General features: G+C 73.7%; 22 protein-coding genes and 1 pseudogene. 14 read left to right on the top strand and 9 right to left on the bottom strand.

Annotated features, from left to right (window positions below; genetic code table 11):
- Positions 1-103: 103 nt before the first annotated feature.
- The 7 genes from BTM25_RS17405 to BTM25_RS17375 all read left to right on the top strand — a co-directional run bounded on the left by BTM25_RS17405 (position 104) and on the right by BTM25_RS17375 (position 10,712).
- Positions 104-403, top strand: a complete 300-nt coding sequence (locus BTM25_RS17405) for an MGMT family protein (protein ID WP_103563918.1) — start codon at positions 104-106, stop codon at positions 401-403.
- Between the two features lie 78 nt (positions 404-481).
- Complete coding sequence (locus BTM25_RS17400) at positions 482-1,165, top strand: PucR family transcriptional regulator (RefSeq protein WP_235828453.1); 684 nt, start codon at positions 482-484, stop codon at positions 1,163-1,165.
- 723 nt (positions 1,166-1,888) lie between these two features.
- Entirely contained in the window at positions 1,889-5,038 is a 3,150-nt protein-coding gene (locus tag BTM25_RS17395) for an ATP-dependent helicase (protein WP_103563916.1), read from the top strand.
- Positions 5,035-8,391 (top strand): ATP-dependent DNA helicase, encoded by a 3,357-nt coding sequence (locus BTM25_RS17390; RefSeq protein ID WP_103563915.1) that lies wholly within the window; start codon positions 5,035-5,037, stop codon positions 8,389-8,391. The genes BTM25_RS17395 and BTM25_RS17390 overlap by 4 nt, the downstream gene beginning before the upstream one ends.
- Before the next feature lie 156 nt (positions 8,392-8,547).
- Positions 8,548-9,474: a metal-dependent hydrolase gene (locus tag BTM25_RS17385; protein ID WP_103563914.1), complete on the top strand. Its 927-nt coding sequence runs from the start codon at positions 8,548-8,550 to the stop codon at positions 9,472-9,474.
- 89 nt (positions 9,475-9,563) lie between these two features.
- On the top strand, positions 9,564-10,343 hold the full coding sequence (locus BTM25_RS17380; RefSeq protein WP_103563913.1) for a class I SAM-dependent methyltransferase: 780 nt from the start codon (positions 9,564-9,566) through the stop codon (positions 10,341-10,343).
- A gap of 63 nt (positions 10,344-10,406) precedes the next feature.
- Positions 10,407-10,712, top strand: coding sequence for a hypothetical protein (locus BTM25_RS17375; protein ID WP_103563912.1), 306 nt, complete (start codon positions 10,407-10,409; stop codon positions 10,710-10,712).
- A gap of 9 nt (positions 10,713-10,721) precedes the next feature.
- Here the strand turns inward: BTM25_RS17375 and BTM25_RS17370 are convergent, their stop codons facing one another.
- Positions 10,722-12,278, bottom strand: a complete 1,557-nt coding sequence (locus BTM25_RS17370; RefSeq protein ID WP_103563911.1) for an AMP-binding protein — start codon at positions 12,276-12,278, stop codon at positions 10,722-10,724.
- Between the two features lie 88 nt (positions 12,279-12,366).
- Here BTM25_RS17370 and BTM25_RS17365 point away from each other — a divergent pair, with 88 nt between their 5' ends.
- Together BTM25_RS17365 and BTM25_RS17360 are read left to right on the top strand one after the other, a co-directional pair.
- The gene (locus tag BTM25_RS17365; RefSeq protein ID WP_103563910.1) at positions 12,367-12,558 is read left to right on the top strand and encodes a helix-hairpin-helix domain-containing protein; all 192 of its coding nucleotides are present in this window, start codon (positions 12,367-12,369) and stop codon (positions 12,556-12,558) included.
- A gap of 56 nt (positions 12,559-12,614) precedes the next feature.
- Positions 12,615-12,797 carry a hypothetical protein gene (locus tag BTM25_RS17360; protein ID WP_103563909.1) on the top strand — a complete coding sequence of 61 codons (183 nt, stop codon included), beginning with the start codon at positions 12,615-12,617 and terminating at the stop codon, positions 12,795-12,797.
- A gap of 153 nt (positions 12,798-12,950) precedes the next feature.
- Here BTM25_RS17360 and BTM25_RS17355 read toward each other — a convergent pair whose 3' ends face one another.
- From BTM25_RS17355 to BTM25_RS17345, 3 genes are read right to left on the bottom strand one after another with little or no spacing between them, the layout of a single operon-like run.
- Positions 12,951-14,540 carry an IucA/IucC family protein gene (locus BTM25_RS17355; protein WP_103563908.1) on the bottom strand — a complete coding sequence of 530 codons (1,590 nt, stop codon included), beginning with the start codon at positions 14,538-14,540 and terminating at the stop codon, positions 12,951-12,953.
- Positions 14,531-16,156, bottom strand: a complete 1,626-nt coding sequence (locus BTM25_RS17350) for an IucA/IucC family protein (protein WP_103563907.1) — start codon at positions 16,154-16,156, stop codon at positions 14,531-14,533. The genes BTM25_RS17355 and BTM25_RS17350 overlap by 10 nt, the downstream gene beginning before the upstream one ends.
- A complete protein-coding gene (locus tag BTM25_RS17345) occupies positions 16,153-17,286 on the bottom strand; it encodes an ATP-grasp domain-containing protein (RefSeq protein WP_103563906.1) in 1,134 nt (377 codons plus the stop codon). The genes BTM25_RS17350 and BTM25_RS17345 overlap by 4 nt, the downstream gene beginning before the upstream one ends.
- Positions 17,287-17,396: 110 nt before the next feature.
- Between BTM25_RS17345 and BTM25_RS17340 the strand changes: the two genes are divergently transcribed.
- On the top strand, positions 17,397-18,005 hold the full coding sequence (locus BTM25_RS17340; protein ID WP_103563905.1) for an HD domain-containing protein: 609 nt from the start codon (positions 17,397-17,399) through the stop codon (positions 18,003-18,005).
- Here the strand turns inward: BTM25_RS17340 and BTM25_RS17335 are convergent.
- The gene (locus tag BTM25_RS17335) at positions 17,986-18,249 is read right to left on the bottom strand and encodes a DUF4031 domain-containing protein (RefSeq protein WP_103563904.1); all 264 of its coding nucleotides are present in this window, start codon (positions 18,247-18,249) and stop codon (positions 17,986-17,988) included. The two genes, BTM25_RS17340 and BTM25_RS17335, sit on opposite strands and share 20 nt — an antisense overlap.
- Before the next feature lie 56 nt (positions 18,250-18,305).
- Between BTM25_RS17335 and BTM25_RS17330 the strand changes: the two genes are divergently transcribed.
- Both BTM25_RS17330 and nudC read left to right on the top strand, forming a co-directional pair.
- Positions 18,306-19,691 carry a dipeptidase gene (locus tag BTM25_RS17330; RefSeq protein ID WP_103563903.1) on the top strand — a complete coding sequence of 462 codons (1,386 nt, stop codon included), beginning with the start codon at positions 18,306-18,308 and terminating at the stop codon, positions 19,689-19,691.
- 8 nt (positions 19,692-19,699) lie between these two features.
- Entirely contained in the window at positions 19,700-20,605 is a 906-nt protein-coding gene (gene nudC / locus BTM25_RS17325) for an NAD(+) diphosphatase (RefSeq protein WP_103563902.1), read from the top strand.
- Between the two features lie 43 nt (positions 20,606-20,648).
- Here the strand turns inward: nudC and BTM25_RS17320 are convergent, their stop codons facing one another.
- Positions 20,649-20,903, bottom strand: a complete 255-nt coding sequence (locus tag BTM25_RS17320; RefSeq protein ID WP_103563901.1) for a mycoredoxin — start codon at positions 20,901-20,903, stop codon at positions 20,649-20,651.
- Positions 20,904-21,039: 136 nt separating this feature from the next.
- Between BTM25_RS17320 and BTM25_RS17315 the strand changes: the two genes are divergently transcribed.
- Positions 21,040-23,115 (top strand): ATP-dependent DNA helicase UvrD2, encoded by a 2,076-nt coding sequence (locus BTM25_RS17315; protein ID WP_103563900.1) that lies wholly within the window; start codon positions 21,040-21,042, stop codon positions 23,113-23,115.
- A 193-nt stretch (positions 23,116-23,308) separates the two neighbouring features.
- Here the strand turns inward: BTM25_RS17315 and BTM25_RS30950 are convergent.
- The 3 genes and pseudogenes from BTM25_RS30950 to BTM25_RS17305 all read right to left on the bottom strand — a co-directional run.
- Positions 23,309-23,518: pseudogene (locus BTM25_RS30950) on the bottom strand (helix-turn-helix domain-containing protein); the annotation flags it as partial.
- Between the two features lie 492 nt (positions 23,519-24,010).
- Entirely contained in the window at positions 24,011-24,151 is a 141-nt protein-coding gene (locus BTM25_RS29730; RefSeq protein WP_168212141.1) for a hypothetical protein, read from the bottom strand.
- Positions 24,151-24,462 (bottom strand): hypothetical protein, encoded by a 312-nt coding sequence (locus BTM25_RS17305; RefSeq protein WP_103563898.1) that lies wholly within the window; start codon positions 24,460-24,462, stop codon positions 24,151-24,153. The genes BTM25_RS29730 and BTM25_RS17305 overlap by 1 nt, the downstream gene beginning before the upstream one ends.
- A 200-nt stretch (positions 24,463-24,662) precedes the next feature.
- On the opposite strand from BTM25_RS17305, the gene BTM25_RS17300 reads away from it, so the two are divergent.
- Positions 24,663-25,427 (top strand): GntR family transcriptional regulator, encoded by a 765-nt coding sequence (locus BTM25_RS17300; RefSeq protein ID WP_103564694.1) that lies wholly within the window; start codon positions 24,663-24,665, stop codon positions 25,425-25,427.
- Positions 25,428-25,432 lie beyond the last annotated feature (5 nt).

The raw sequence follows: 25,432 nt of genomic DNA, 5'->3' as shown, positions 1-25,432 counted from the left end.
GCCCGCCGCCTGGACGGCGAGATCGTCCGGCGTGGGGGCGGGTTATCCACAGGGCGGAGTTGGGCTTGGTCGGGGAGGAGGGTGATGAGCGACAATCGGCGGCATGGACCCCGATGACTACGCCGAGGCCGTGCTGGACACCGTGGAGCGCATCCCGCCCGGCAAGGTCATGGCGTACGGCGACGTCGCCGAGATGGTCGGGACCGGCGGGCCGCGGCAGGTCGGACGGGTCATGGCCCATTTCGGCGGCGGTGTTCCCTGGTGGCGGGTGCTGCGCGCCGACGGATCCCCGCCGTCGGGGCATGAGGTCCGCGCGTTGGAGGAATACCGCGTCGAGGGCACGCCGCTGCGTCCCGACGGCCGGCGCGTGGACATGCGCCGTGCCCGCTGGGACGGCGCATGAAAGGACAAAAGCACCCATGTTTCCCACCCGTAACCGTCCGGGCACATGGCCCGAACAAACGTTTCGTATGTTCCTCCCGTGAAGACCGCTGACCTGCTCCAGGACGACGACCTGGCGCTCCGGCCGCTCGCCTGCGCGACCGCGCTCGACCGTCCGGTGCGCCAGGTGTTCGTGACGGACCTGCCCGACCCGAGCCGTTACCTGGACGGCGGCGAACTCGTCCTCACCGGGCTCATGTGGCGGCGCGGCCCGTACGACTCGGTGCCGTTCGTCGCGTCGCTCGCCGCGCGGGGGATCGCGGCGCTCGGCGCGGGGGAGGCGGCCGCGCCCGTCCCCGACGACTTGGTGGAGGCGTGCGAGCGGTACGGGGTCCCGCTCGTGGCCGTCCCGGCGCAGACGACGCTGTCACGGGTGATGGCGATCGTCGTCCGGCGCCTGGACGCCGAGACGTCCGCGGCGGGCGCGACGCTCCCCGCGTCCCATGAGGCGCTGCTGGCGCGCCTCCCCGCCGAGGCGCGCCGCGGCTTCCGCCAGCAGGTGCTCGGCGCGATCACCGCCTACGACCGCCGCTACCGCAGCGACCTGCTCGGCACCCTCGCCCAGTTCCTCGCCTGCTCCGGTTCCTGGACGGCCTGCGCCCGTCGCCTGAACCTCCACGTCAACACGCTGCGCTACCGGATCCGCCGCATCGAGGAACTCACCGGCCGCGACCTTTCGTCCCTGGACGACCGAGTGGACCTCCTCCTGGCCCTACGCGCCTGACCCCGCCCCAAACCGCCCCGGGCACCCGCGCCCACCCGCCCGAAGCATCCCGCGCCCACCCGGCAGGCGCCCCCGCGCGCCGCACGAGCCCGCCCCGCATCCACCTGAAGTGGCGCGCCGACCCCAGGCGACCCCAACGGCCGGCCCCTGCGCGGTCGGCGCGGCGCGCTGTCGTCCGAGGCCAGTGACCCGGCTCTCGCGCGATGCGCGCCCGGCCCGGCGTGCCCCGCCTGCACGCGGCCGGCCCAACTGAGGAGTCGTGCCGCGCGTCTCCAGGCATGCCCGCCCGCGACCGGACCTACTGTCCGCGCGCCTGGCCCGCGCACTATCCGCATCCTGGCGCCGCGTGCTGGTTCTGCGCGCGTTGCTGAGTGTGAGCGAACGCGAGCGTGCGCGTCCACGTGCGGCTGGGGCTGTGCGCTTGGTCCCGCGTGGTCTGCACGCACGCTCGGCCCTGCGTGCGTTGCGGGCTTTGGGCGACCGCGAGCGTGCGCGTCGGCGTGCGGCTGGGGCCGTGTGCTTGTTCGCGGGTGGTTTGCGCTCACGCTTGGTCCTGCGCGGCTGGGTCACGCCTGGTCGGGCTTGGGTGTTGGGTGGCGTGGGTTGTGGGGGTTTGGGTGGGTGGGCCGGGGGCGGAGCGGCTCGGGTTGGGGGCGGCGTGGACGCAAGTGTCTCGATCTTCTGCTGAAATCGTCTCTTGTGCCGCCAGGGTCTTACCGTCTCGTGCGCCGCGCCGGTCCCAGCCGGGTCGCGGTGCCGGAGCTCGATGGGCGGCAGCGGCGTGTCGTGGAGCACGGCGGCGGTCCGTTGCTCGTGCTCGCCGGGCCCGGGACGGGGAAGACCACCACGATCGTCGAGGCGGTCGTGGAGCGGATCGAGAACCGGAACGTTGATCCGGAACGGGTGCTCGTCCTGACGTTCAGCCGTAAGGCGGCCGAGGAGCTGCGGCAGCGGATCACCGGGCGGCTGAGGCGCACGACGCGCACGCCGCTCGCGCTCACGTTCCACAGTTACGCGTACGCGCTGCTCCATCGGGACGCGCTCGCGCGGGGGGAGGAGCCGCCCCGGCTGCTGTCGGGGCCGGAGCAGCTTCTCGAAGTAAGGCGGCTGCTGGAAGGCGAGCGGGCGGACGGCGCTCGCGGCTGGCCCCCTGATCTCCACGAGACGCTCGCCACCCGGGGCTTCGCCGAGGAACTGCGGGACTTCATGCTGCGGGCCGCCGAGCGCGGGATCTACGGGGACGACCTCGCGGGCCTCGGCAAGATCCGGGGACGTCCGGAATGGGTGGCGATCGGCGCGTTCATGGAGCGGTACGCGGCGCGGTTCGACGTCGATCCCGTCCCGACGCTCGACTACGGCCAGCTCATCCAGGAGGCCGCCGGCACCCTCGCCGACGAGGACGCCCTGTTCCGCGAACGCGACGCCTACGACGTCGTGTTCGTCGACGAGTACCAGGACACCGACCCGGCTCAGGAGGACCTGCTCCAGAAGCTGGCGGGCGAGGGCCGCGACCTGATCGTCGTCGGCGACCCCGACCAGTCGATCTACGGGTTCCGGGGCGCGGACGTGCGCGGCATCCAGGAGTTCCCCGACCGGTTCCGGACGATCACCGGCGAGCCGGCGCCCGTCGTCGCGCTGCGGACGTGCCGGCGGATGGGCCCGGCGATCCTGGCCGCGTCCCGGCGCGTCGCGCAGCGGCTGCCCGCGTCCCCGCGCGCAGGGGACGAGCATCGCGCGCTGCTGCATCCGCCGGACCTGGAGGAGGGCGAGGTCCACGCCGTCATCGCCGACTCCGAGAGCCAGGAGGCGGCGCTGGTCGCGGACGAGCTGCGCCGCGCCCACCTGCTCGACGGCGTCCCGTGGTCGCGGATGGCGGTGCTGGTGCGGAGCGCGGCGCAGCAGGTCCCGGCGCTCCGAAGAGCGCTCGCGCAGGCGGGCGTCCCGGCGATCGTGACGGGCGACGACGTGCCGCTGATGGCCGAGCCCGCCGTCCGCCCGTTCCTGCTGCTGCTGCGCGCCGCGCTGAAGAAAGGCTTCCTGGACGAGGAGGTCGCCGAGGACCTGCTGACGGGCCCGCTCGGCGGCGCGGACGCCCTCGCGCTGCGCCGCCTCAAGCGCGCCCTGCGGGACCTGGAGGAGATCGCGGGCCAGAACCGGACGCTCGGCGAGCTGATGGTCGCGGCCGTCAGCGACGTCGGCGAACTCGCGCTCGTCCACGAGAAGGTCCGCGCGCCCGCCGAGCGCGTCGCGAGCCTCATCGAGACCGCGCGCAAGAGCGCCGACCGGGGCGGGTCCGCCGAGGACGTGCTGTGGGACGTGTGGCGCGCGAGCGGACGCGCCGACGTCCTGCTGGAGCAGAGCGTGAAGGGCGGGATGCGCGGGGCGTCCGCCGACCGGGACCTCGACGCGGTCGTCGCGCTGTTCGACCACGCCGCCCGGTTCGTGGACCGGCTCCCGCACGCGGGCCCTGAGCTGTTCGTGGACGACATCGCGGGCCAGGAGATCGCGGGCGACACGCTCGCCGACCGGGCGCCCGAGGGCGAGGCCGTCCGGATCCTCACCGCGCACCGCGCGAAGGGCCTGGAGTGGGACGTCGTGGTCGTGGCGGGCGTCCAGGAGGGCGTCTGGCCGGACGTGCGGCTGCGCGGCTCCCTGCTCGGCCTGGAGGAACTGCTCGAATACGCGGCGGGCACGCAGATCGAGCCGGGCGCGGCGGCGGGCGCGTCGATGGCCGCGAAGATGCTGCACGAGGAGCGCCGCCTGTTCTACGTCGCGGTGACGCGGGCGCGCAGGCGGCTGGTCGTGACGGCGGTCGGCGGCGAGGACACCGAGGAGCGCCCGTCCCGGTTCCTGAACGAGCTGGTCCCGGGCGCGCTGGAGCGGTCGCGGCTGGACGAGAAGACGCGCTGGCTGTCGCTGCCCGCGCTCGTCGCGGATCTGCGGTCGGTGGTCGCGGACCCGTCCCGTCCCGAGGCGCTGCGCCGCGCCGCCGCCGGCCACCTCGCCCGCCTCGCCCGCGCCGGGGTGCGCGGCGCGAGCCCCGACCAGTGGTACGCGATCACCGCGCTGTCGGATCCGGGGCCGGCGTTCGACGACGGCGAGCAGATCCAGGTGTCGCCGTCCCAGGTCGAGACGTTCACGACGTGCGGGCTGCGCTGGCTGCTGACCTCGGCGGTCGGCGCGCAGGACGGCGGCCCGAACGAGTACGCGGCGATGGGCAAGGTCGTCCACGCGGTGGCGGAGATGGCGGGCGCGGACGACGGCGTCACCGAGGTGGACGTCGCGCGCCGCCTGGACGAGATCTGGAACGACCTGGACTTCCGCAGCGCCTGGTACTCGGACAAGCAGCGCGAGCAGGCGGCGGCGATGGTCGACAAGTTCCTCGCCTGGCACCGGCAGAACCCGAACGAGGTCGTCGCGCTGGAGGAGTCGTTCCGGGTGGACCTCGGCCGCGTCGTCATCAAGGGCCGCATCGACCGGGCCGAGCGGGACGAGCAGGGACGCGCCGTCATCATCGACATCAAGACGTCCACGACGCACGTCCCGAAGGAGGACCTGGCGCGCCACCCGCAGCTCGGCGTGTACCAGTACGCGGTGATGCTCGGCGCGTTCGAGCGGCACGGGCTGATCGAGCCGGGCGGGGCCAAGCTCGTCCAGGTCGGGAAGGCGGCGTTCACGGCGAAGGCCCGCGAGCAGGAGCAGCCGCCGCCGGGCGAGGACGCCGACCCCGAGTGGCCGAAGAAGCTGGTCGAGATCGTCGCGACGGGCATGGCGAGCGACGTGTTCCAGGCGCGGGTGAACGAGAAGTGTCGGAGCTGTCCCGTACGGTCGTGCTGTCCGGTGCACGACGAGGGGGGACGGGTCGGTTCATGATCACTCCGGCGGAGCTGGCGCGCCTGCTGGAGCTGCCGGAGCCGACGCGCGAGCAGGCGGAGGTGATCGCGGCGCCGCTGGCGCCGATGGCGGTGATCGCGGGCGCCGGGTCGGGCAAGAGCGAGACGATGGCGGCCCGCGTGGTGTGGCTGGTGGCGAACGGGTTCGTCCGGCCGGAGCGGGTGCTCGGGCTGACGTTCACCCGCAAGGCCGCCGCCGAGCTGGCCGTCCGGGTCCGCAAGCGGCTGGACGCGCTGTTCGAGGCGCTGCCCGAGGACGAGCTGGAACGCCTCGGCGGCGACGACCTGCGCCACGGCGAGCCGATGGTCGCGACGTACCACTCCTACGCGGCGCGGCTGTTCGGCGACCACGCGCTGCGCGAGGCGCTGGAGCCGACGATGCGGCTGATCTCCCCGGCGGTCGCGTGGCAGCTCTGCTCGCGGGTCGTGGACGCCTACGACGGCCCGATGGACGAGGTGGACTGGTCGCCCGACACCGTCACCAAGGCCGTCATGGAACTGGCGGGCGACCTGGCGGAGCATCTGCGCGGCCCGGAGGACATCCGGCGCGTCGGGGCGTGGCTGGACGCCCGGTTCGCCGCGCTCGCCAAGCCGCTGAACGCGCAGCGCGACATCGTCCGCAAACAGGCCGTCCGGGAGCGGCTCCTGCCGCTGATCGAGGCGTACCGGCAAGCCAAGCGCAACCGGGAGGTCGTGGACCACGGCGACCAGATGGCCCTCGCCGCGCGCATCGCGGCCCGGCATCCCGAGGTCGGGATGATCGAGCGGTCGCGGTTCTCGGTCGTGCTGCTGGACGAGTACCAGGACACGAGCCAGGCGCAGCTCGTCCTGCTGCGGTCGCTGTTCGGCGGCGGGCACCCGGTGACGGCGGTCGGCGACCCGTGCCAGTCGATCTACGGCTGGCGCGGGGCGAGCGCGGGGAACCTGCTGCGGTTCACCCACGACTTCCCGCGCCGTCCGGCGATCGAGGGACCGCGCGGACGGCCCGCCGAGCCCGCGCCCGTCCGGCAGCTCAGCCGCAGCTTCCGCAACGGCGAGCGGATCCTCGCCGCCGCCGCGCGCGTCCAGGAGGAACTGCGCGCCGACACCGCGCAGGTGCCGGTGCTGACGCCGGGCGCGGGCCGGGAGGGGCGCGGACGGGTCGAGTGCGCGCTGCTGCCGACCGTCGAGGACGAGGCCGAGCGCATCGCCGCCCGCGTCCTCGCCCTCCCGCTGGCGGAGACGGCGCCCGACGGGGAGCCGTCCGACGAGCCGCTGCGCTGGTCCGACATCGCGGTCCTCGCCCGCAAGCGCTCGCAGTTCCCGCTGATCCGGCGTGCGCTGGAGGCGCGGGGGATTCCGGTGGAGGTGGTCGGGCTCGGCGGGCTGCTGACCGTCCCGGAGGTGCAGGACGTCGTCGCGACGTTGCGCGTGATGCACGACCCGTCCGCCGGGGCGGCGCTGGCGCGGCTGCTGACCGGCCCGCGCTGGCGGCTCGGCCCGCGCGACCTGGTGGCGCTCGGCCGCCGCGCCCGCGAGCTGGCTTTGGACGCGGCCCGCGACATCACGCCGCCCGAGACGCCGCCCGAGGCCGCGCCGCCCGGGGACGCCGATCCGCTGAGCCGTCTGGTCACCGAGCTGAACCAGGAGACCGGCAGCCTCATCGACGCGCTGGACGACCTCGGCCCGTCGCCGGGAGGTCGGTCGGGGTCGGTTGGTCGGGGGAATACAGCGTTCTCGCCGGAGGGCTACGGCCGGTTGCGCCGGTTGCGCGACGAGCTGCGGCAGTTGCGCTCGCAGGCCGGGCTGGCGCTGCCCGACCTCGTCACCGAGGTGGAACGCGCGCTCGGGCTGGACATCGAGGTCGCGGCGCGGTCCGGGCTCGACCCGGTCACCGCCCGCGCCGACCTGGACGCGTTCGTCGACGCCGCCGCCGCGTTCGCCGGCGACGCCGAGGACCCGACGCTCGGCGCGTTCCTGGCGTACCTGTCGGCCGCCGAGTCCGAGGAGTTCGGGCTGGAGGCCGGACGGGTCGGCGAGACCGACAGCGTGAAGCTGCTGACCGTCCACGCGTCCAAGGGCCTGGAGTGGCCGGTCGTGATCGTGCCGGGGCTGGCGTCGGCGGCGCAGAAGAACGGGGCGCCCGCGAAGGGCTCGGTGTTCCCGTCGCCGCCGCAGAACGCCACCCGCTGGACGGCCAACGCCCGCGTCCTGCCGTTCCCGCTGCGCGGCGACCGCCTGGACCTGCCCGTCCTGCGCGGCCTGGAGAAGGACGACCTCGCCGCGTTCGACGCCGCCTGCGCCGAACGCGACCTGCGCGAGGAGCGGCGGCTCGCCTACGTCGCGGTGACGCGGGCGTCGAGCCTGCTCATCGCGACGGGCTACCGGTGGGGCGCGTCGGGGCGTCCGCTCGGGCCGTCGCCGTTCCTGGAGGAGATCCGCGCGGTGTGCCTGGCGGGCGCGGGCACGGTCGCGGCGTGGGCGGAGCCGCCCGAGGACGGCGCGGCGAACCCGCTGCTCGCGCGCGCCGAGGAGGGCGCGTGGCCGCCGCAGCCCGACACCGGCCCGCGCTACGCGGCGATCGTGGAGGCGGCGCGGATGGTCGAGGACGCGACGCGCGGCCGGAACCGTCCGTGGGCGGGCCGCGACGGGCTCGCCGAGCCGGACCGGCTGCGCATGTCGGCGTGGGCGCGGGACGTGGAACTGCTGCTCGCCGAACGCGACCGGGGCCGCGGCGGGGACGGCCTCCAGGTCGAGCTGCCCGCGCATCTGACGGTGTCGTCGCTGGTCACGCTGGCCCGCGACCCGGCGGCGCTGGCCCGGCAGATCCGCCGTCCGATGCCGCGTCCGCCCGCGCCGCACGCCCGGCGCGGCACCGCGTTCCACTCCTGGCTGGAGGGCCGCTGGGGGCAGCAGCGGCTGCTGGACCTGGACGAGCTGCCCGGCGCCACCGACGCCGAGGCCGCCCCCGACACCGACTTCGAGGAGTTGCGCGTCCGGTTCGAGGAGTCGGAGTGGGCCGCGCGGGAGCCGCTGGACATCGAGGTCCCGTTCGAGACGATGATCGGGGACCGGCTCGTCCGGGGCCGGATGGACGCGGTGTTCCGCTCCGGCGCGGACGCCTACGAGGTCGTGGACTGGAAGACGGGCGCGCTCCCGTCCGACGCCGACGCCGCGGCCGCCGCCGTGCAGCTCGCCGCGTACCGGCTGGCGTGGGCGGAGCTGGCGGGCGTGCCGCTGGACCGGGTGAGCGCCGCGTTCCACTACGTCCGAGCCAACCGGACAATTCGCCCAGCCGACCTGTTGGACGCGTCCGGGCTCGCCGCGCTCCTGGAAACCGTTCCCGCGACCTGACCGGCGCGAAAACCCGGGCCACTGAGAATTCCAGCGGGAAAACGCGCGCTCACGGCGGACTGCGCGTTCTGTTTTGTCAATCGGCTCCGTGGCGCCGCGCGGGGGCGCGTGGTTGCGTATGCGCGTGACGACCAGCGTGAAAGGGGTGACGGGACGATGGGGGTTCCCACGGTGAACGACACGGCGGTGGACGAACGGCATCCGCCGATGAAAGTGAGGCGCGTCACCTTTGATTGGTCGCGGACGCCCGTCCACTGGATTCCGGACGCACCTGCGGCCACCCATATGGTGAATTTCTTCCAAATTTTGCTGACCACGGGCGAGAAATGGTTCGTCCAGTGCGTGCAGGAGGCGACGCCGTACCTGGACGACCCGCGGCTGCGCGCCGAGATCAAGGACTTCATCGGGCAGGAGATCGTCCACGCGCGCAACCACCAGGGCGTCCTGGACCAGTTGCTCGCCGAGAACGGCCTGCCGACCGACCACATCACCGGGCCCGCGCACGCGCAGCTCACCGAGCGCGCGAAGAAGATGGCCGAGCTGGCGCGGCGCTCGCCGCGCAGGTTCCGGCGGCGGCTGCTGTTCGAGCTGGGCGCGGTGAGCGCGATCGAGCACTACACGGCGGTCGTCGGCGAGTGGATCATCAAGAACACCGTGCTGGACGAGTGCGGCGCCGACCCGGTCATGCTGGACCTGTTCCGCTGGCACGGCGCCGAGGAGGTCGAGCACCGGTCGGTGGTGTTCGACGTCTTCGAGCAGCTCGGCGGGAAGTACCCGCTGCGCGCGGTGTCGTGGGTGATCGCGGTGACGCTGCTGTCGTCCACGCTGGCGGCGGGCACGCTGGACCTGCTGCGCCGCGACCCGGCGATCAAGGGACCGGTGACGCTCCCGCGCGTCTACCGCTCCTATCGCAGGTCGGTGCGGCGCGGGCAGATCCCGGGCATGGCGATGTTCTTCCTCAAGGAGGGACTGATCTATCTGCGTCCGTCGCACCACCCGTCGAAGGTGTGCTCGACGCAGCTCGCGGTCGACTACCTCAAGCGGTCCCCGGCGGCGCAGGCGGCGGGATATACACCTTACTGACCGGCCGAAACGCGTGATGACCGTCACCGGCACTGGTCAGGCGCACGCGATTCCGGGATGATCCGTGGGCAGGAACCCGAGGAGGCGGCGTGCCGACGACCCACGACGAGAGAATCGTTGCCGAGTTCACCAAGCAGGCGGTCACGTTCGCCGATCCGAGCCTGAACGGCGCGTTCGTCAACCATCTGGACCGGCTGATCGCGTTCGCCGACCCCGAACTCGACCTGGACGACATCGTGCTGGAGGTCGCCGCCGGGACGGGCATCGTCGGCCGGGCGCTGGCGCCGCGCGTCCGGCACGTCACCGCGCTCGACCTCACGCCCGCGATGCTGGCGACGGGCAAGTGCGACGCGGACCGGGCCGGGCTGACGAACGTCACGTTCACGCTCGGCGACGCGACCGCGCTGCCCTACCTGGACAAGTCGTACACGCTGATCATCACGCGGTTCTCCGTCCACCAGGTCGCCGACCCGGCGCGGATGATCGCCGAGATGGCGCGGGTCGGCCGGCCCGGCGCGGCGCTGATCATCGCCGACATCGTCCGGCCGGACGGGCTGGACGGCGACCCCGACCGGATCGAGCGGCTGCGCGACCCGTCGCACGGCACGCTGCTCACTGCCGACCGGATCGCGGCGCTGGTCGAGGACGCTGGCGCGGAGGTCAAGCGCACGGACGGGTACGAGATCGTCCGGCCGCTGGAGCCGTGGCTGGCGTCCGCGCGGACGCCCTCCGACGTCGCCGACCAGATCCGCGCGGAGTTGACCGCCGAGCTGGCCGGAGGCCCGGCGACGGGGATGCGGCCCGTCCGGAAAGACGGCGAACTTCACTTCACCCACTCGTACCTGCACCTTCAGGCGAATGTTGGGTGAAAGGGGCGACTTACTCGTCCAAACGTTCGACTCGGCTCGCTTGTGTGTTCTATCTTGTCGAACATGCTTTCTAGCACCGCGCTTCCCCCGGGCCGCGAGCCCGCCGCGCTGGCCATGCGCATCGGCGTCGTCGCGGCCGAGGCGGCGCTCGCCACGTTCGCCCGCAACCTCGACCTGGACGCCCTCGCCGACGGCCCGGTCGACTTCCAGGGCGCCATCAACCCGCACGAGTGGCCGGTGTTCTCCCTGGTGATCGACACGCTCGCCGAAGCTTCCCCCGACGACGGCCGCACCCTGGACGAGCGCCGCACCGAGGCCCTGAACGACCTGGCCCGCATCTGCCTGGCCGCCAAATCCCGCGCCGCCTGACCACGTCGGTCAGGCGTCGGGGAGGGAGCGGCGGCGGACCTTGCCGGTGCTCGTGCGGGGGAGTTCGGGGACGAACACGATGTCGCGCGGCACCTTGAAGCGGGCCAGGCGCTGCCTGACGTAGTCGCGCAGGTCGTCGGCCGTCGTCGCCGCGCCGGGGACGAGCACGACGTGGGCGGCGAGGCGTTCGCCGAAGGTGTCGTCGGGGACGCCGGTGACGGTGACCTCGGCGACGTCCTCGTGCCGGTTCAGCAGGTCCTCCACCTCGCCGGGGAAGACGTTCTCGCCGCCGGAGACGATCATGTCGTCGGCGCGGCCGTCCACGAAGAGGCGGCCGGACGCGTCCAGGTGGCCGAGGTCGCCGGTCGCGGTCAGGCCGTTCCGGACGTCCTTGCCGCCCCCGCCGGTGTAGCCGGAGAAGCGCAGGCCGCCGCCGGTGAAGATCTCGCCGGTCTCGCCCGCCGGGAGTTCGCGGCCGTCGGCGTCCAGGATCTTCACCTTGATGCCGAGGGACGGGCGGCCGACCGTGCCGGGCGCGGCGCGCAGGTCCTCGGGGGTCGCGATGGCGGCCCAGCCGGTCTCGGTCGCGCCGTAGAGGTTGCGCAGGACGTCCCCGAACTCGTCCATGAACCGCTCCGAGAGGTGCGGGAGCAGCGCCGAGCCGCCGCACAGGACCGTTCTCAGCGACATCGGGCGCGGCCCGTACGGGACGTCCAGCATCCGCTGGAGCATGATCGGCACGGCGACGAGCGTGCCCGCCTCGTGCCGTTCGATCGCCGCGAGCGTCGCGGCCGGGTCGAACCGGGGGGCCAGGACGACCGGCGAGCCGAGCGCCAGCCCCATCATCAGGAACCCGAAGCCGAGGACGTGGAACAGCGGCGGCGCCACCACCACCGGCGACCCCGACCGCATCGGCGCGCGGCGCGCGAACGACAGGCCCCCGGCGAGCAGCGCGGGCAGCGAGTAGTCGTGGCGTGCGCCTTTCGGGGTGCCGGTCGTGCCGGACGTCATGATCACGAGCCGGCCCGGCCGTTCGGGGGAGAAGGGCACCGGCTCGACGTCCTCGATGAGCGAGCCGAGCTGCGCGTCGCCGTAGCTGTGGACGCGGACCCCGGCGAATCCGGACGCGTCCACCAGCTCGTCGAACTCGGCGTCGTGCAGCAGCAGCGCGATGCCCTCGCGGTCGGCGACGGCGCCGAGCTGCGGCGCGGAGAAGTCGGTGTTCAGCAGGACGACGTCGTGCCCGAGCCGCGACAGGCCCAGCACCGCGAGGACGAAGCCGCGGTGGTTGCGGGCGAGGACGCCGATCCGTCCGTCCCCGGTGACGCTGTCGCGCAGCGCGGTGGCGAGCGCGGCGGCCTTGCGCTCCAGCTCGGCGAACGTCAGCGTGCCGCGCTCGTCGATCAGCGCGACGCGGTGCGGGAAGCGCAGCGCGGACATCGCGCCGACGACCGCCGGGACGGCCCCGTACCGCGTCATCTGGAACGGGACGCGCGCCAGCCGGTCGGGTCGCGCGGTGCCGGCGAGGAGGTTGCCCGCCAGCGTCCGGATCGTCTCCAGCGGCATGACGACGGCCTCCCTTGCGAGCGTCTTCTGTCGCCCTACCCGGATATAACGGGATCAGCCGCGCCGGTTCTAGCCATGAAAGGCACAAATGGCCATCGAACTTCCCAAAATCTCCGCGCCCGCGCGCCGCGCGCTGGCGGCGGCGGGCCACGACGACCTGGAGAGCCTGACGACCGCGACCGAACGCGAGATCGCCGGCCTGCACGGCATGGGGCCGAAGGCCCTCGGCACGCTGCGCGAAGCCCTCGCCGAACACGGCCTCGCGTTCAGAGCGGATTGAACGCCGTGTGATCGGCGTCCGCGACTCCGCGGCGGCACCCCGAGATCGAGCGCCGTGTGATCGGTGTCCGCGACCTCGCGTTCAACGCGAGCCGAGCGCCGGGGCGGCACCCCGAGATCGAGGGCCGTGTGATCGGTGTCCGCGACCTCGCGTTCAACGCGAGCCGAGCGCCGGGGCGGCACCCCGAGATCGAGGGCCGTGTGATCGGTGTCCGCGTCCTCGCGTTCAACGCGAGGTGAGCACCGGGGCGTCAGGAGTGCGGTACGCGTCGCGGGTTCAGCGGGGGCGCAGGTTCGTCTTCGCGGGGAACGGCACGCCCGTCGGGCAGTAGCGCGCGCGCCCGGCGTTTCGCGGCCCCGCGATCGGAGCGGGGGCGTTCTGCGGCTTCCCGCTCAGAGCGGGTTGAGGGTCGGGACGTAGCCCGCCGCGCGGTCGGCGTCGCGGCCCCAGCGGGCGCGCAGGTTCGCCTTCGCGGGGAACGGCACCCCGGCCAGCAGCGCCCGCACGCCCGGACGGTCCGCGTAGCCGGAGCCGGTGAGGGCGCGGCGGACCGTGCGCCACAGGTCGCGGTCGAGGGCGGGGTGCAGGTCGGCGACGGCCGCCGCGACCTCCGCGAGGTGGTTGACGAACAGGCAGTACACGACGCGGTTCCAGCCGCGCTCGGCGTCGTAGGAGACGGCGGCGCGGACGGCGTCCGGGACGCCGCGCAGGTCCCAGCGCCCGGCGGTGAGCTTGGTGCCCTCCAGGTCGCGGAACACCGCGCGGACGGGCATGCCGTCGTCGTCCACGGTCATCAGCACGTTCTGCAGATGCGGTTCGAGCACGACGCCGTGGTCGAGGTACGCGGCGAGGACGGGACGCAGCGTCAGCCGGACGTACGCGTCCCACCAGCGCGCCGCGCCGTCCGGCGACGCGAGCGCGGGCAGCCCGGCGAGCGCGGTCCCGTACGGGTCGGCGAGCGCGGCGGCCAGCAGCGGCGTGCCGGGCAGGCCGCGCACGCCCTGCCGGACGATCGTCCCGAAGCCTTCGTAGAGGCGCGGGTCAGCGAGGGAGACGGTCCGGTAGGCGGGCTCGGCGAGCAGGTCGGCGTCCAGGCCCGCGAAGACCGGGCGGAGCAGCCCGTCCAGCAGCACCGCGCCCTCCAGCTCGTACCAGGCGTTCTTGCGGACGCAGTTGGTGATCCGCACGTCCAGGCTGAACTTGAGGAACAGGTCGGCGTCGGGCACGTGGACCGTCCGGACCGACGACGTCGGGTACACGAGCGGCCCGCCCGCGCCGAGGTCGCGCACGACGCCGTCGGCGAGCGCACGCCGCAGCACCGGACGCGCCGCGAGCAGCGCGAACTGCCACGGATGCACCGGAAGCGGACGGTATCCGGGCGGCACCGGCGGCGCGTCCAGCGCGGCGAACGCCCCGGCGTCGCCGCCCTCGGCGACCGCGTCGGCGCGCACCGCGAGCCACCGCGCGCGGAACCGCGCCCGCGCCTCGGGCGCGTACGGCAGCCAGTCGGCGGGCGCGCCCTGCCGGGCCTTCGGCGACGGGTGGAAGCGATGCCCGGCGACGAGCGAGCGCTCGGAGGCGAGGTAGGGGTCCGGGTCGTCGGGGACGCCGGCGCGCGCGGCGAGGATCGCGTCGAGCGCCGTCCGGCTGTCGCGGACCTGGGCGGGGAACTCGGGGTTCGCGCGGCCGGTCGCGAGCTCCAGCTCCCCGGCGGCGAGGTCGGCGATCCGCTCCCAGCCCGCCGGCTCCCACGCGTCGCCGCGCCGCTCCTCCACGGGCGGGACGAGCCGGAACGTCGGGCCCACCGGCGGCCGTGCCAGCCCGGCGCGCAGCCGGACCCCGGCGCGGGGGAGCCGCAGGACGAGCCGTCCGCCGTCCCGCCACACCTGGCGGTCGGGCGCGCACACCTCGCGGACGAGGCAGTTCAGCAGCGCGATGGCCGTGGCGTCGTCGGCGGTCACGGTCCGGTGGGTCAGCAGCACGTCGCGTCCCGGAGGTAGTTCGGCCCGCTCGGGCCGTAGTGCTTGTTGATGTCGGCGGCCCCGGTGCGGGCCTTGTCCACGAGCGTCCCGGCGGTGAGCATGGCCTTGGCGGGCAGCCGGGGCGCGTCGAGCGTGCGGGCGCGCAGGAACGCGGCACTCGGCCCGGCCGCGGCGTCCGGCGCGGCGTCCCGTGCCGCGGCCAGCGCCGCGTCGAGGCGGTCCCGGACGAGCGCGACCGCGTCCGGCAGCAGTCCCCGCGCGGCCAGCTCGAACGCGGGCGCGGCGGCGCAGAGGCGCAGCGTGATGGTCGTGAACACGCGGGCCAGCGCTTCGGGGTCGCGGGTGCGCATGCGGACGTCGGTGAACGGTGCGTCGGCCAACATTCCGTCGTTGTCCTTGATGAGCAGCCGGACGTCGCGCGGGTCGTCGCCGAGGACCAGGGCGACGTTCTGCTGGTGGGCCTCCAGCGCGATCCCGTACCGGAACAACGTTACGTTTACGGTGAAGAGCGCGTCGAGATAGGCGCGGAAGAGCGCCGCGACGTCCCAGCGCGCGATGACCGGACCGCCGTCGGGGTCCTCGGCGAGCAGCGCGGCGACGGGCACGACGTGCTTGTCCGCGATCTCCGCCGGGAAACGCCGGACGAGGTACCCGAGCAGCGGCGACCCGGCGTGCCCGTAGGTCTGCTCGTCGGCGAGCACCACGGGCAGATGCGGCTCGCGGTCCAGGACGCGGCGCAGGACCCGTTCGGCCAGCGCGCCGTCCGCGAGCGTCGCCGGGACGATCGTCCGCCGGTTCCGCAGGCCCAGCGTGCTCGTCGGCAGCGGGACCTTGACGTGCGTCAGCGGGTCGACGGCGACCGTCCGCATCGACAGCGTCGGCCGCACCCGCGTGGCCGGGCCGGCCATCGCGCCGTCGAGCAGAGGCACGGTGAGCGGATGCACGGGGAACAGGTCGCCGGGCCACCAGGACGGGAGCGTCCCGGCGGCGGCGACGCGCGGCGCCCGCGTCCAGCGCAGCGCGAACTCCGGCGCGTGCTCGGGCGCGTACCGCTCCAGGTCGGCGGCGGTCAGGCCGGTCCGCGCGCGGCCGAGCGGATGGACGGGATGGTCGGTGAACGCGGCGAGCGTGTCGTAGAAGACGCCGGGCCCGAGCCGGTCGGCGCCCCGCAGCCGCGCGAGAACGCCCGCGTGAATCTCCGCTTGGACACGGTGCGCCGCGAGCGCGTCCCGGCACTCGCGCTCGAACGCGTCCACGTCGTCGCGCGGATCGGCGAGCACGCGGACGGCCGCGAACACGTCTTCCAGCAGCAGGCGGGGCGCGCGGGTCCGGTCCGATGTCGCGTCGGGCTGCGGGCCGGGTGCGCGCGTTCGGTCTGTCGTCGTGTCGGGGTGCGGTGGGGTGGGTTCGCAGGTCCAGTCTGAGGTCGTGCCGGGGCGGAGGGGGATGTCTCGGGCGGGCAGCTTGAGGACGCCGTCGTGCACGCGTGACCGCAGGCCCGCGTAGTCCTCGCGCAGGAGGGCGTCCAGGACGCGGGCGGCGAGCAGTGCCTCGGTCGTGTGGGCGTCCGGGTGCGGGCGGGGCGGTACCGGGCGGTCGTCGCGCGGCTCGGTCACGCGACCGTCCAGGTGCGGGCGGCGCGGAAGCGGGCGATCGCCGCGTCCACCGTCGCGGGGTCCGGGCCGATGGCGCGGATCGTCCCGAGGAAGTCGCGATTGGTGCGGGCGATCTCGATCGTCTCGCCGACGGCGCGCTGCGGGCGGTAGGAGACGTGGACGGCGCCGTCCGCGACGTCCTCGACGCCGGGGGCGGCGGTCAGCGTGCCCGGGGTGGTCGCGAGCACGACCTCGGCCACCGCGTGACGGTTCGGCGCGGGCGTCGGCGGAGGCAGCGGACGGCCGAGATGCACGGCCAGGATGTGCTCGAACAGCGGCACGTCCAGCAGGTCTGCCAGGAGGAAGTCGCAGTGGTCGCCGATGAGGCGGTAGTTCACCTCGATGATCCGCGCCCGTCCGGCGTGGACGACGAACTCGGTGTGGCACGCCCCGAATCCGACGCCGAGCGCGGCGAGCTGCCGCAGGATTTGCGCGGTCTCGGGCGGGGGCGGCGCCCATTCCAGCCGCTCTTCGATGAAATGCGGGGGAGGGGAAAGGCACGTCCGGTACGAGCCGAGGACGCGCGTCTCGACGCCGTCGCCGAGGGTTTCGAGAGTGCGCAGCTCGCCGGGCAGATATTCCTCGACGATCAGCGGGTCGTCCCGGCGGGCGGCGATCTCGGCGCGGCGGGCCGTCAGCTCGGCCGCGTCCGCGACGAGGAACACGTCCTCGCTGGCCACGCCGCCGCGCGGCTTCAGGACGAGCGGAAAAGGCGCGTCGGAAGGAACGGACTCGGCGTCGGCGGAGAACACCGGGTCGAGAGCAGCGAGATGGCGGCGCGTGAGCCGTTTGTCCTTGGTGCGCAGAGCCGCCCGCCAGTCCTTGCCGGGCAGGCCGAAATAGGCGGCGGCGAGCGCGACCGGCGTCTGGAGGAAGTCGCTGTTGGTGAAGAGCGCGAGCGGGTCGTCCACCGCCGCGACGAGAGCCCGGACGTCGGTGACGTCGCAGCGCACGACCGGGCCGTCGAACGCGTGGTCGTCCGGACGGTCGGTGAGCAGCACGACCGGGACGCCGAGCCGCGCGGCGGCGGGCAGGAACCCGTGGTCCACCGCGTCGGTGGGCTTCCCGGCGACGACGTACAGCGCGCCCACGACCGCCCCTTCAGTGAGGTAAGCCTTGCCTAACAGAGCGTGGTCATCATAGGACGGCCGGAACCGGGCGCGTGCGGGAACCGCGGAGATCGTCGGGAAGGATGGACGGCATGGACCTCGTTGACCGCTGGGTCGCGCTCGCCGGGGAGCAGGCCCGCCGCATCGGCGCCGACCTCGCCGACCGCTACGCCGAACCGCACCGCCGCTACCACACCGGCGCGCACCTGGCCGCCGTCCTGGACCTCGTGGACGAGCTGGCCGCCCACGCCGAGGACCCCGACGCCGTAAGGCTCGCCGCCTGGTTCCACGACGCGGTGTACGACCCGCAGCGCGCCGACAACGAGGAGCGCAGCGCCCGCCTCGCGGCCCGCATCCTCGGCGGGACGGACCTGGCGGAGGCGACGGTCGCGGAGGTCGTCCGGCTCGTCCGGCTCACGACCAACCACGACCCCGAGCCCGGCGACGGCAACGGCGCTGTGCTGTGCGACGCGGACCTGGCCGTCCTCGGCGCGGAACCGGACGCCTACGCCGCGTACGCCGCCGCCGTACGCGAGGAGTACGCGTTCGTCCCCGAGGAGATCTTCCGCGCGGCGCGGGCGGAGGTGCTGCACGGGCTCGCGGACGTCCCGTCCCTCTACCGGACGCCCGAGGCCCGCGCCCGCTTCGAGGAGCGCGCCCGCGCGAACATCCGCACCGAACTCACGCTCCTCGGCGCTTAGGCCGGCGCAGGCCCGCCGCCTTGAGACGGGACAGCAGCTCACGGCAGCCGACCGCGTGCGCGCCCGCCGACAACGCCGCCGCGTACAAGTCCTCGGGGACGTCGTAGTGGTCGCGGTCGAACGCGCGCGGCGGCATACCGATCCGCGCCGCGAAGGTGTGCAGCTCGTCGTAGGAGACGTCGCTGACCATGTGCGACCAGACCCGTCCGCGCGCGGGCCACAGCGGCGGATCTATGTAGATCACGGACTCGCCTCCCCTAGAGTGCGTGTGCAGAGACGACACTAGGGGGATTCCGGCAGGTGAACGACGTAGTCCGCTATATCGCGGCGCACCGCGACGCCTTCCTCTCCGATCTCACGGAGTGGCTGTCCATCCCGTCGGTGTCCGGCGACCCGGCGCGTGCCGGGGACGTGCGGCGCTCCGCCGAATGGCTCGCCGCGCACCTGCGGCGCACCGGGTTCCCGACCGTCGAGGTCTGGGAGACCGGCGGCCATCCGGCCGTGTTCGCCGAGTGGCCCGCCGCCGACGCCGCCGCGCCCGCCGCGCTCGTCTACGGGCACCACGACGTCCAGCCCGTCGAGCCGCTGGACGAATGGGAGACCGACCCGTTCGCGCCCGTCCAGCGCGGGGACCGGCTGATCGGTCGCGGCACGTCCGACGACAAGGGCCAGATCTTCTTCCACACGCTCGGGTTGCGCGCCGGGCTGGCCGCGTCCGGTGCGTCCGCGCCGCCGGTCACGCTGAAGCTGCTGGTGGAGGGCGAGGAAGAGTCCGGGTCCGTTCATTTCGCGGACCTGCTGCGAGAGCGGCGCGACCGGCTCGCCTGCGACGTCGTCGTCATCAGCGACACGACGATGTGGGCGGAGGACGTCCCGTCCATGTGCACGGGGATGCGCGGACTCACCGAGGCCGAGCTGACCGTGCGCGGGCCGGACACCGACCTGCACTCCGGGTCGTTCGGCGGGGCCGTCCCGAACCCGCTGCACGCGCTCGCGACGATGGTCGCCGCGCTGCACGACGCGGACGGACGCGTCACGCTCCCCGGCTTCTACGACGACGTGATCCCGCTGACCGACGACGAGCGCGTCCTGTTCGCCAAGCTGCCGTTCGACGAGGACGCGTGGCTGCGCACCGCGGGCAACAGCCGCGCCGCATATGGCGAGGCCGGTTATACGACGCTGGAACGCGTCTGGGCCCGTCCGACCGCCGAGGTCAACGGGATGTGGGGCGGGCACACCGGGCCGGGCGGCAAGACGATCGTCCCGCGCGAGGCGCACGCCAAGATCTCGTTCCGGCTCGTCGCGGGGCAGGACCCGGCGCGCGTCCAGGAGCAGTTCCGGGCGTGGGCCGCCGCGCACACGCCGCCGGGCGTCGCGGTCGAGGTGCGGATCCCGGGCGGCGGCGTCCGGCCGTGCTTCTCCCCGATCGACTCGCCCGGCGTGCGCGCCGCCCGCGCCGCGATGGAGCGCGCGTTCGGGACCGAGATCCTGTTCACGCGCGAGGGCGGCAGCGGGCCCGAGGCCGACCTCGCGGACGTCCTCGGCGCGCCGCTGGTCTTCCTCGCCGTCGGCCTGGCCGGCGACCGCATCCACGCGCCGAACGAGAAGGTCGAGATCCCGCTGCTGCTGAAGGGCGCGGAGGCCGCCGCGTACCTGTGGGACGAACTCGCCGCCGCACTGCGTTAGGGACGAACGTGGAAAATACGCCGCTGGAATGGCTCGCCCTCGCCCGCGGGGACCTGGACCGCGCGGGCGAACGCCGCCGCGACGCGGACTGGGTCGCCGCGCTGTGGAAGGACCCGCGCGCCCGCGTGCTGGTCGTGGAGAAGGGCCGCACGCTCGTCGCGGGCCGCACCGCGCTGGTCGAGGTCGCGCCCGCCGACGCCCCGCCCGGCGACCCGTGGCTGCTCGGCGTCGAGCCCGACGGGACGCCGCACTTCGCCGTCCCCGGGCCGCTGCCGGAGGTCGAGGGCGCCGAGCCCGCCGGTCTCCGGCACGTCGGCGCGCTGCTCGGCGACCGCGACTCGGGGCTGCTGACGCTCGCCGTCGCGCTCGCGCACTGGCACGCCACGCACCGGTTCTGCCCGCGCTGCGGGACGGAGACGCGCGTCGAGTCCGCCGGGCACGTCCGCGTCTGCCCCAGCGACGGCAGCGAGCACCACCCGCGCGTCGACCCGGCCGTGATCATGCTCGTCCGGGACGACGACGACCGCGTCCTGCTCGCGCGCGGCCCGCAGTGGCCCGCCGACCGCCGCTCGATCCTCGCCGGGTTCGTGGAGCCCGGGGAGTCGCTGGAGCAGGCCGTCGCGCGGGAGGTGCGCGAAGAGGTCGGGATCGAGGTCCGGGACGTCCGGTACCTCGGGAGCCAGCCGTGGCCGCTGCCGCAGAGCCTCATGCTTGGGTTCTTCGCGCGGGCGGACGGTTCGACGCTCCTGCGTCCGGACAGCGACGAGATAACCGACGCCGATTGGTACTCGCGGGACGAGCTGACCGCCGCCATCGGATCCGGCGACATCATCGCGCCCGGCCCGCTGTCGATCGCCGCGCAGCTCATCATGCGCTGGTACGGCGGGCCGCTGCCGAAGATGCCGGACTTCTGAGACGCCGAGAGCCCGTCCGGACGGACGGGCTCTCCGCGGTCGGTCAGAGGGCGCCGAGCTCCGTCAGGTGCCGCTTGACCTCCTTGGCGCTGGGGTTCGTCAGCACCACGTCGTCGCCGATCGTCACGGTCGGGACGGTCTGGTTGCCGCCGTTCACGCTCATCACGAACTCGGCGGCGGCGGGGTCGCGCTCGATGTCGATCTCCACCATCTCGATGCCCTCGCGGGCGAGCTGGGACTTCAGTCGGCGGCAGAATCCGCACCAGGTCGTCGTGTACATGGTGAGGGGCGTGGCCATCGGTGCGTCGTCTCCTCGCTGCTCGGGCGTCTCGGCGTCTGGAACAACAGCGCCGCAGTGTGCGGCATTCCGGAGGTTATCCACAACCCCTCGTCCCCGCTTCGCTCCGTCCGTCCCTCCTGCAAGGATGACCCCCATGGACGCACAGGCGGTGCTCGCGGGCCTCGACCCGGAACAGCGCGCGGTCGCCGAGGCCGTGCGCGGTCCGGTGTGCGTGCTCGCCGGAGCCGGGACGGGCAAGACGCGCGCGATCACCCACCGGATCGCCTACGCCATCCTCACCGGGCGGATGAGCCCGCAGCGCGTCCTCGCCCTGACGTTCACCAACCGGGCGGCGGGGGAGCTGCGGGGGCGGCTCACCCGGCTGGGCGCGACCGGCGTCCAGGCCCGGACGTTCCACGCCGCCGCGCTGCGCCAGCTCTCCTACTTCTGGCCGCGCGTGATCGGGGGCGACCGGCCGACGATCCTGAAATCGAAGATCCCGCTCGTCCGGGAGGCCGCGTCGGTGTGCCGGGTGTCGCTCGGCGGCACCGAGCTGCGCGCCGTCGCGGACGAGATCGAGTGGGCGAAGGTCACCCAGCACCGTCCCGAGGACTACGCGGCGGGCGTCGCGCGGGCCGGCCGCAAGTCCTCGGTGAACGTGGTGGACGTCGCCAACCTCTACGCGATGTACGAGCAGCTCCGCCGCGAGCGCAACCTGCTCGACTTCGAGGGGATGCTGGAGCTGACGGCGGCGGTGATCGGCGAGCATCCCGAGGTCGCGCGGGAGGTCCGCGAGCAGTACCGGCACTTCGTGGTGGACGAGTTCCAGGACGTCAACCCGCTCCAGAAGCTGCTGCTGTCGATGTGGCTCGGCGACCGGGACGACCTGTGCGTCGTCGGCGACCCCAACCAGACGATCTACTCGTTCACCGGGGCCACGCCGCGCTACCTGCTGGACTTCACGCGCGAGTTCCCGGACGCGACGGTGGTCAAGCTCGTCCGCGACTACCGCTCCACGCCGCAGGTCGTCGCGCTGGCCAACGGGGTGATCGACCGGGCGGTCGGGGAGGAGGCGCGGCGGCACCGGCTGGAGCTGGTCGCGCAGCGCCCGCCCGGCCCCGAGCCCGACTTCACCGCCTACGCCGACGAGATCGCCGAGGCCGAGGACGTGGCGCGCCGCGCGCGGGAGCTGGTCGAGAAGGGCGTGCCCGCGCGGGAGATCGCGGTGCTGTTCCGGGTGAACGCGCAGTCGCAGGCGTACGAGTCGGCGCTGGCGTCGCAGAACGTCCCGTACGTGGTGCGGGGGGCGGAGCGGTTCTTCGAGCGTCCCGAGGTGCGCGAGGCGGTGGTGCGGCTGCGCGGCGCGTCCCGGGCCGGCGCGGACGCCGAGACCGACGGGACGGGCCTCATCCACACCGTGCGGCACGTGCTGTCGGGCGCGGGGTTCAGCGACCGTCCGCCGGAGGGCGCGGGCGCGCCGCGGGCGCGCTGGGAGTCGTTGGCCGCGCTGGCGCAGTTGGCCGAGGACATGGCGGCGGACAATCCGCGCGCGTCCCTGCCGGACTTCGTCGCCGAGCTGGAGGTCCGCGCGGCGGCCCAGCACGCGCCGCCGCTGGAGGGCGTGACGCTGGCGTCCCTGCACGCGGCGAAGGGCCTGGAGTGGGACGCGGTGTTCTTGGTCGGGCTGGTCGAGGGCATGATGCCGATCATCTACGCGGACACCCCGGCGGCCGTCGAAGAGGAACGCCGACTCCTCTACGTGGGCGTGACGCGAGCCCGCGAGCACCTGCACCTGTCCTGGGGCCTGGCGCGCTCGCCGGGCGGCGGCCGTCAGCGGCAGCCGTCGCGCTTCCTGGACGGCCTGACGCCCAAGGCGTCCACGCACGCCCCACCGTCCGTCGACCGGATTAAGACCCGCCGCGTGGCCAAGGGCCCCCAGCCGTGCCGGGTGTGCGGGCGTCCGCTGACGGCGGCGGTGGAGCGCAAGCTGGGCCGCTGCGAGGACTGCCCGGCGGAGATGAACGAGAACGTCCTGGTCGCCCTGAAGGACTGGCGGGCCGAGATCTCGGCGGAACAACGCGTCCCGGCCTACGTCGTCTTCACCGACGCGACCCTCCAAGCGATAGCCGAACGCGCCCCCGAGACCCTGGAGGACCTGGCCCAGATCCCGGGCGTCGGAAAGGTGAAACTGGACCGCTACGGCCCGGCCGTCCTCTCCCTCTGCTCCTGACCTCGGACGCACCGCGGCGGCAGCTCGTCGGCCGGACGTCGAGAACATCCGGCCGACGAGCTTGCAGGGATCAGGGGTTGGTGAGCGCCTTCACGACGGCGGACGGGTCGCCGTCGAAGTAGTCGCGGACGACGCTCTGGAGCACGGCCAGCGCGCGGAGGCCGGGCACGAACTCGGCCTCCTGGAGCGGGGCGGCGGGTTCCCTGGCGTTGCCGATCTCGAGCAGCTCGTGGATCTCGGTCGCGTGGTAGCGCCGGTGCCCGGACGGCAGCGTGATCGGGTTCAGCGTCCCGGTCCGCGCCCATCGCGTGACGGTATTGGGGTCGACGCGGAAGAACTGCGCCACCTCGGACGGCGTGTAGAGGGTCGGCTGGTTCTCTTTGGGGTTCGTGGAGTCGGTCATCGCCTTACGTTTCGTTCGGGTCGGATGGTGCTTCGGACGGGGACCTCCGGGCCGTGCGCGGACCGATCGCCCGGCACGTCGTGCGCGACGGCGCCCGGCGCGGCCCGGAGGGGTTGAGGGTTACCGGCGGTCCGGGCGCGGTGCGCCGGACGCCGGGACGCGGGACCCGGTGCCGGACGGCTCGCCGCTGACCGGGTCTCGCGACAGCATGTGTCCCGCTTCGACGCTGCGGACCTGTTCATGACCGTCCCGCCGGGCGGCGCGTCCGCGACCGGGCCCGCGTAGCCGGACGGGGCCGTGGACGCGGGGCCCTCCGGGTGGAGTCCCCTCGTCGGGACCGGCGAGCCGAGGGCCCGCCCACCCCGCCCCACCCGGAGGAGTTCATGGGTCGGGGACGTCCGGTGAGGCACCGGGATCTGCCAGGTGCTCGCGTCCTGCGCGGCCCCGCTGGATTGAATGGAACGGATCGGGCGGGCGGCGCGGGGAGCGCGTTCATCGCGGACGCTCGTTCGACCTGGACAGGAGACGGCGGACGGTCGGCTGGACGGACAGGCGGCCGTGGACGACCTCGGCGGCGAAGCGTCCGAAGGCGGAAAGCCCGGCCGTGACGGTGCGGAGGTCGTCCCGGGACATCAGCGGTCCGGGTGGCGGCGGATGCCGAGGACGTTCGCGACGGCGAAGGACGCGCTCACCAGATCGCCTGCAGGGCCGATGACGTTGCGGGGGTCGAAGCCCCAGACGAACGCCCATCCTTCGTTGGAGAGGTCGCACCCGACGTCCTCCGTGGCGTCGTGCCAGGCGAGCCGCAGCATCGGCGGCAGGCCCGCCTTGAACTGCGAGATTCGGGCACCCACCTCGGGGTAGCGCTCGCGCATCGTGAGGCCCAGCGCCTCCAGGAACACGAGCCGCTGGTTGGACGGTGGCCCACTGACCGTTGTGTCCATCACTTTCACCTCTTTCCTTCGCTCCGGTCGACGCGGCAAGTGCGCCGCATCGGCTGCGCTCTCCTGCAAGTCGGATCACGGCGACCTGCACCTTTTAGAGCTAGCTCTATCTCACACGGGCTGGTGTTCGATGTCAATAGAGCTAGCTCTATAGGCTGGGGTGAGACATAATGATCGGGTTCCGAACCGAGAGGGAGGTCATGACCACCGGATACCGCGACCTTGCCGACGTCCTGCGCCAGGCGATCCAGCGCGGCGACCACCCACCGGGCAGCACGCTGCCGAAACAGGATGAGATCGCCGCCGAGCACGGGGTCAACATCAAGACCGTCCGGCAAGCGGTCCGGCTCCTGGAAGCCGAAGGTCTGGTCACGCCCGTGCGCCGACGCGGCACCGTCGTCCGCCAGCACCCGCCCATGAAACGCCTCGGCGTAGACCGCTACGCCAAGCGGAAGTGGAAGTCCGGCCTCGTCGCCTTCGCCGCCGACCGCGAAGGCTCACAGCGGGAGTGGAAACTCACCGACCAGACCCAACAGGTCCGCCAGGTCCCGGCCGACCCCGTCGTGGCCACCGCTCTGGGAATCGATGAGGGGACGCCCGTCTACGAGCGCGCCCGCCTCATCAAGGACGGCCAGACGCCGACCCACACACTGACCAGCTATTACCGCACCGAGGACGTCGAAGGCACGCCTTTGATCGATCCCTCACCGGGACCGGCGGGCCACGGCGGCGGCTTCGCCGTCCTCACCGGCCGGGGCCTCGAACCCGACAGCATCACCGAGACACTGCGCGGCCGAATGCCCACCCAGGAGGAGATCGAGCTACTCGCCCTCCCCGCCGGGGAACCGGTGATCGAACTGCACCGCACCACCTATGCCGCCCAAAGCCGCGCCGTCGAATTCGCGCGCGGCATCCATGCCGCCTCTCGTTTTTCCTGGACCTACTCCTTCACCATCCCCGAGTGAGGCAT

Origin of the sequence: Actinomadura rubteroloni (assembly GCF_002911665.1) — a bacterium.
Taxonomy (GTDB): Bacteria; Actinomycetota; Actinomycetes; order Streptosporangiales; family Streptosporangiaceae; genus Spirillospora; species Spirillospora rubteroloni.
This window is presented reverse-complemented; position numbering and strand designations above follow the sequence as displayed.